Origin of the sequence: Planktothrix paucivesiculata PCC 9631 (genome assembly GCF_900009265.2) — a bacterium.
GTDB lineage: Bacteria > Cyanobacteriota > Cyanobacteriia > Cyanobacteriales > Microcoleaceae > Planktothrix > Planktothrix paucivesiculata.
This window is the reverse complement of the sequence record NZ_LR735115.1, coordinates 1-398: the sequence shown is the minus strand read 5'-3', so window position 1 is coordinate 398 and position 398 is coordinate 1. Positions and strand designations below refer to the sequence as shown.

Sequence of the window (398 nt, the reverse complement as noted above, 5' to 3'; positions counted from 1 at the left end):
CATCAACGGGATAAACGTTATTTAGAAAGACAATTAGAACTAGGGGAAGGAAAAGCTTGTTTGCAGGATATTAAGTTATTGTCGGCACAAGTTCATGTGTTGAAACTATTAGGAGTTGATAGTTTACTGGAGCTAGATAGGGAGTTTACTTCGGAGTCGGAGGAAATTCTGGAGTTTGCGGATAAGGTCGTTGGCTTCAGTCGAGATGTGGGGGATTATCTGGGGATTAGTCCCGATAGTAAAGCCTCTCCGATGCGGATTGTGCAGGATGTCCTCCGCAATAAAATCGGTCTACCTCTCAAATGTGTGCGCCAAATTAAACTCCCCGACGGCACTCGCCAACGAGTTTATGTCTTTGATTGTCCCACCTGGCGTTACTCTATCTTTGACCATTGGTT

Annotated in this window: 1 pseudogene; it reads left to right on the top strand. The window is 44.7% G+C overall.

Going from position 1 to position 398, the window contains the following annotated elements:
* Positions 1-398, top strand: a pseudogene (locus tag PL9631_RS26500) (plasmid replication protein, CyRepA1 family); the annotation flags it as partial.